At 66.3% G+C, this 6,137-nt stretch carries 6 protein-coding genes; 2 read left to right on the top strand and 4 right to left on the bottom strand.

Going from position 1 to position 6,137, the window contains the following annotated elements; translation table 11 throughout:
- A partial coding sequence (locus tag LQT98_RS07305) for a ComEC/Rec2 family competence protein (RefSeq protein WP_231461702.1) occupies positions 1-831 on the bottom strand: 831 nt, incomplete at its 3' end.
- 349 nt (positions 832-1,180) lie between these two features.
- Between LQT98_RS07305 and LQT98_RS07300 the strand changes: the two genes are divergently transcribed.
- Positions 1,181-1,768 carry a phage tail protein gene (locus LQT98_RS07300; protein WP_231461701.1) on the top strand — a complete coding sequence of 196 codons (588 nt, stop codon included), beginning with the start codon at positions 1,181-1,183 and terminating at the stop codon, positions 1,766-1,768.
- Between the two features lie 80 nt (positions 1,769-1,848).
- Positions 1,849-2,181, top strand: a complete 333-nt coding sequence (locus tag LQT98_RS07295; protein WP_048410397.1) for a hypothetical protein — start codon at positions 1,849-1,851, stop codon at positions 2,179-2,181.
- Positions 2,182-2,265: 84 nt separating this feature from the next.
- Here the strand turns inward: LQT98_RS07295 and LQT98_RS07290 are convergent, their stop codons facing one another.
- The 3 genes from LQT98_RS07290 to LQT98_RS07280 form a co-directional block, all read right to left on the bottom strand.
- Positions 2,266-2,802: a GNAT family N-acetyltransferase gene (locus LQT98_RS07290; protein WP_231461700.1), complete on the bottom strand. Its 537-nt coding sequence runs from the start codon at positions 2,800-2,802 to the stop codon at positions 2,266-2,268.
- Between the two features lie 404 nt (positions 2,803-3,206).
- Positions 3,207-5,315, bottom strand: coding sequence for an HlyD family efflux transporter periplasmic adaptor subunit (locus tag LQT98_RS07285; RefSeq protein WP_231461699.1), 2,109 nt, complete (start codon positions 5,313-5,315; stop codon positions 3,207-3,209).
- 2 nt (positions 5,316-5,317) lie between these two features.
- The coding region (locus tag LQT98_RS07280; RefSeq protein ID WP_231461698.1) for an efflux RND transporter periplasmic adaptor subunit at positions 5,318-6,137 on the bottom strand (820 nt) is incomplete at its 5' end.

Raw genomic sequence — 6,137 nt, 5'->3', positions numbered from 1 at the left:
CCCGGCCACCGCCAACCTGGGCGGCAGCCGTCGCGGCGGCCAGCGCCGCAGCAGCCAGGACAGCGCCGCCGCGCTCAAACCGGCCAGCATGGTGATGTGCAGGCCGGAGATCGAGATCAAATGGGTCAGGCCGGTGGCGGAAAATAACTGCCAGTCCTCGCGCGCCACCCGCTGCTGCGCGCCCACCGTCAATGCCGCGATCAACGCCGCCTCCCGGCTGTCGCCCAATACCCGCTCGATGCGCGCCACCAGCGCCGCGCGCGCGCGGTCCACCCAGGCCAGCGCGGCGACGCTGTCATCCAGGCGACGCTCGCCCTGGCCCAGCACGCCATTGGCCTGCACGCCTTCCGACCACTGCCATTGCTCGACATCGAAACCAAAGGCATTGACGGTGCCGCGGCTGCGCTTGAAGCGCGCCTCCACCCGCCAGCGGCTGCCGGAGGGCCACGTCCGCTGACGGTAATCGGTCAGCTGCACGGTTTGCGGCAGATTGACTCCATCCGTCAGCGTGCGCTCCACCTCCATCTGCAGTCGGGTGCCGTATTCGCCGGCGTAGGGCAAGCCACGCACCGCGCCGATAAACACCACCGGCCGCTGCTGCCAGGCTTCCGGCAATTGCTGGACCAGCCGCAGCTCCGCGCGCCAGGCAGCGTAAGCCAGCCCTAGCAGCAAAGCCGGAACCAGCGCGGCCCAAGGACGCAGCCGCCGCGGCAGGCAGGCCGCCAATGCCGCCGCGCCCACCGCCAGCCCAACGCAGCCGGCCGGGTCCGGCAAGTCCGGCAGCGCGGCGCATAAGGCGATGCCGCATAACAGAGCGATCAATACAGGCATGCCGGCCATCTTAGGCAGCGCGCCAAACCGCCGCAATCTATTAAACACATTCACTAAACACGGCCGCGCCAAACATGCAGAATGGTTTTCACGCCACCGCTTCGCGGCGGCCATAGCAGGAAAAATGGAAAAGTAGAACCAGTACTAATGCGTATTGCATTATACGTCCGCTGAACTACACCTAGGGCAAGCGCGGTGAAAACCGCGCCGCCACGGCCCGCTCCTTGCTGCCGCAGTCTCCGTGGCCGCGCGGCGCGCGGGCATGCCGCGGCCCCCTGCCTCTGACAATGACTTCATTCCGTTTTACTCGTCCGGCCAACATCCGGCGGACCAATCTCAAGGAGGAACTATGGACGCATACATGGGCACCATCACGGTCTACGGCTTCAACTACGCGCCGCAGGACTGGGCGCTTTGCCAGGGCCAGACTTATCAGATCTCGCAATACGAAGCACTGTACTCGCTGCTGGGCACGCTCTACGGCGGCACGCCCTCGCAAAACTTCAAGCTGCCCAATCTGACCGGTCGCATGCCCATCGGCACCGGTCCCGCCCAACCCACTTACAACTTGCCGGCCTACAACCCCGGCCAGTTCGGCGGCACCCAGAACGTGGCGCTTTCCGTGGCCAACCTGCCGGCGCACTCCCACACCGCTACCTCCATGGCGGTGACCTTCCACGCCGCCGGCACGCCGACGCCGGCCACGCCGGCCAGCGCGCCCAGCGCCAGCAACCCCTATCTGGGCGCATCCGGCGCCGGTACTGGCCTGGCCACCATCTGGTCCACCGCGCTGAACAACCCGGTGTCGGTGCAAGGCCTGTCCACCACCGGCAATACTGACTTGACCGGCGGCAACACTCCGGTCAGCGTGCTCAACCCCTTCCTGGCGCTGAACTTCTGCATCGCCATCAACGGTCTGTACCCGGTTCGTCCATAATCAAAATACGCGGCTTAGCGCCGTCTCCGGCCGCCGCCATCGCAGATGGACGGCGGCCGCACTCCATAAGGGGAATCCACATGCTCGCCACCGTTCAAGCCGAAGACTTCATGCACCTGCTTGGCAAACACTGCATTTTCCGCAATCCGGAACATCCCGACATCGCGCTGCAGGTGCAGGCGGTCAAACTGCGTCCGCAGGCGCAATCACCCCACCAGAGCGCGCGGCGCACCCCTTTCGTGGTGGAGCTGGCCAGCGATGGCGCCACCGACATGGCCGACGCGGTGGGACAACTGGAGCTGCCGGCCACCGAGCACAGCACTGCGATACGGCTGGATCTGGTGTGGATAGGCCGGGTGATTCCGGCAGGACGTGATCCGGCGCGGGCGTATTTCCAGCTGCCGTTCAATTGAGCCGGACTGCCGACAGCCCATGGGCGGCCGGCGGACGGATAAAAAGGAAAAGACTCCGGCCGGGCGGCGCGCCCGGCAAAAATATTACAAGCCCACCCGCGCCTCGCCCTGCGGCGAATGGCGCTCCGGTCGCCACACCAGCTTGTCGGCCATGTCGCCGGCTTCTTCCAGCACAAAGCCCAATTGGTGGTAAAGCCGCCGCGCCTGCACATTGCTGTGCCACACCACCACCGCCAGCGGCGCGCGCACTTGCCAGGCGGCCTGCTGCAGCCCCATCAACACTTCCTTGCCATAACCCAGGCCGCGCACCTCCGGCGCCATGGCCAGGAAGATGATGCGCACCTCGTTGTGACCGAAATCCACCATCACCACGCCGATATTGGTACCGGTCTTCTCGATGACAAAGTGCATCGCGTCCGGGTAGTTATCGCCGGCGCCGCGCTGCAGCACCTGATATTGCTGCTCCTGCACCGTGCGTATCAATTCGTCTTCACCATCGATCAGCTGCAGATCGGGGCGTGCGCTGCGGTAGAGCTGGCCGATGAAGGCTTCGTCATTGTGGCGCGCCGGGCGCAGGCGCAACCCGTCGGCCAGCGCCGAGGTATTCAAGAATGCGGACATGGTGAACGGCTCCTTTCCAAAACCTGTTGCAAGGCGCGCCGGCGGCGCGCCCTTGTCGTTCTACGCGCCAACGCGCGCATGGTCTTGCGAATCAGGCGAAACTCGGTCTTGAAACATGTTTACCATCTCGCGAGCCAGGGCGAGACAAGACGCTGCGGCTGAGAAAGCGGAATGTACAAGCGGTACATGAGCATTTCGAAGCGGGTTTCAACGCCCTTGTCTAACTATTCCGCCGACGCGCAGCAGATCGTACACAGCTTCTTGCAACCTGTTCAAAGTCTCGCGAGCAAGAGCGAGACAAGGCGAAAACAGCTGAGAAAGCGGAATGTACAAGCGGTACATGAGCATTTCGAAGCTGTTTTCAACGCCGTATCGCCGAAGCGCAGCAGACTTTGAACAGGTTCTTACAACCCGCCCTCCCGGCGGAAAACCGCCAGCAGCTGGCGCAACCCTCGCTCCAGCAAACTGTAGCGCTCCCCCTGCAAACGCGCCACGCCGGCCAATTCCCGCAACGGCGCGCCGCGGCGCTCGCATTGTTCCAGCCGCACGCGGAAAGTGGCGGCCAAGGGCACCAGGCCATGCTCGCGCTGCTCGGTGGGTATCGGCCCGCCATAGGTGGACGCCAGCAAAGGCTGGTCCAGTAGCGGCAGATTGAGCCGGTCGATCTGCCCCAAGCGGCACTCCACCCCGAGGAATTCACCGCCATCGGCGACGAAGCGGGCGACATGGCCTGGCTTGAGGCCGGACAGCGCGGCTTCGTCGATAAACGCTTCGCCCTTGACGCCATCAGGCCCCACCACGTCCAACAGGCGCTCGCCTTCGGCCACCGCGGTGCCGGCGCGCAGCGCGTCGCTGACATCCACCGCGCGGCCGGCGAACGGCGCCGTCAATGTCAGGCGCGCCATCTGCTGGCGCAAAGTGGCCACTTGTTCCTGCGCCACTTGCCATTGCTTGCGCAGCGCCGGGCCGCGCTGCTGTAGTTCCGGATCGAACGGCTGCTGAGCGGTCTGCCAGGCCAGGTCGCGCTCGCGGGCGCTGGCCAGCGCCAATTGCGCCTCCAGCGACGAGGAATGCAGCCGCGCCAGCACCTGGCCGGCCTTGACGCTTTGGCCGTCGCGCACCAAGGTTTCGGCCACCTCGCCGGCCGCCGGCGCATACAGGCCTTGCGACTGCAAGGCGCCCAGCACCGCCGGGCTGGCCACTTCCCGCTGCCACGGCAGAATCAGCGCCAAGCTCAGGATCAGCAATGCCGCGGCGCTGCGACGGGTTTGCCGGCACCAGCGCAAGTCGGCGCGGCGCTGCCACCACACCATCAGTTCGCCAACAATGGGCCGGGCGATGAACCAGCCCAGCTCCACCGCCAACAGCAGCAGGCCCAGCGCCTTGAAGAACAGGTGGTAGACCAGAAAGGCGATGGACAGGAACAAGACCAGCCGGTACAGCCAGGTGGCCCAGGCGAACAGGATCAAGCCGCGCCGCCTCGCCTCGGGGAAATGTTCCGGCACCGGGTCGTCCAGGCCCAGCAGCGCTTTGCGCAGCCGCCAGCGCGCCAGCGCGAAGGCGCGGTTGTGCAGATTGGGCAGACCCAGGTAGTCGGCCAGCAGGAAGTAGCCGTCAAAGCGCATGAAGGGACTGGCATTGACGGCCAACGTGGCCAGCCAGGTAGTGGTGGCCAGCAGGAACACGCCGGCGCGCAGGGGGCCGTCCGGCAGAAAGCTCCATAACAGCGTGGCCCAGGCCGCCAACACCAGCTCCGCCAGCATGCCGGCACCGCCTATCAGCAAGCGCTGGCGCCGGCTATTGAGCTTCCAGGCGTCATTGGTGTCGGTATAGAGCACCGGCATCATCACCAGGAAGGCCACGCCCATGGCCGGTACCCGGCAGCCGAAATGGCGCGCGGTCAGCGCATGGCCCATTTCATGCAATATCTTGGCCAGGCTCAGCGACAGGCCGATGCCGATGGCGGCGCTGAGGCCGCCGTAGGCGGAGAAAGTGTGGGTGAATTCGTCCCAGCGCCGCGACACCAACGCCAGCGCCAGCAGCAGCACCCCGCCCATCGCCAACCAGAAGCGCGGCTGGAACAGCCAGCCGGTCCACGGCAGCAGGCGATTAAGCAAGGCCTCCGGCCGCAGCAGCGGCACCCGGAAGAACAGATAGTTCTTCAGCAGCCACATCGCATGGCTAGGCCGGCTCCCCTCGCGCAGCTGCCACAGCCAAGCGCTCTGCTCGGCGCTGGCGGCTTGCAGCAGTTGATGACGGGACAGGAACAGCAGCACGGCGTCGATATCGTCCGCGCCCAGTTGCAGCGTGGTGTCGGCATTGACCGCCTGCAGCACCGCCTCGGCGCTGCCCAGCTGCCAGCGCGACAGGATTTCGAAACTGGCCCAGCCCAGTTGGTAGAAGCGGTTGGCGCAGGGATCGTGCAAGGTCCAGCTGGGCGCGCCATCGGCTTGCACCGGACCGGGATGCAGCGTCAGTTCCTGACGCAATGCGGGCAAGATGGAGGGCTTCATGCTCACCACCCCAGCCATTGCCGCGCCGCGGTCAGCGGCCGGCGCAGCGCGTAATAGATCAGCGGCACCCAGTCGCCGTAGACGCGGGCGGTGCCCATCTGGCCCAGCCGCGGCTTGTCGCCGCCGACGAAGCGGGCTTGCAGCCGGTAGGCGAGCAGGCCGCCCTCCACCGCTTCCGCCTTGTAGGCGACGCGGATGATTTCCGCGTCGTAGGATTCGGTGGGCGATGCATTGGGGTAGAGGGTGATCTTGCCGCCGGGCGCCACATCGATGGCTTCCGCCGCCGGCAGCCAGGCGGCCAGCTCCACGTGGGCGGGATCGGCCAGCGTCATCACCCTTTCCCCCACCGTCACCGCCTTGCCCTGCCAGTCGTTGCGGTCGGAGAACACCACCACGCCGGCATTGGGCGCGGTGACGTGCAACCGTTGCAGTTCCAGACCGGTGTATTCGGCGGCGATGCTTTTTTCTTCCAGCTTGGCGCGGTCCTGCGCCATCGCCAGCTTGCCCTTGTCGTCGGTGACCGCCAGCTGGGCGCTGGCGCGGAAGCTTTCCTGGGCGGCGTCGCGTTCGCGCGCGGCCATCGCGAACTGGCCGGCCAGCGAGGTGGCGTCCAGGTCGAACAAGGCATCGCCGGCCTTGACGCGCTGATTGGGCTGCACCTGGATGCGATCAATGACGCCGCTGAGCGGCGCGCGCAGCAGCACCGGGTCCTGCGGCGCGACCTCGCCGCGCGCCAGCACGCTGAGGCGTATCGGCATGCAGGCCAGCAACAGCGCGGCGATGAGCAGCCGGCGCTGCTTGCGGCCGGGCCGCAGCCATTGC

Origin of the sequence: Chromobacterium aquaticum (assembly GCF_021129195.1) — a bacterium.
GTDB lineage: Bacteria > Pseudomonadota > Gammaproteobacteria > Burkholderiales > Chromobacteriaceae > Chromobacterium > Chromobacterium aquaticum.
This window is presented reverse-complemented; position numbering and strand designations above follow the sequence as displayed.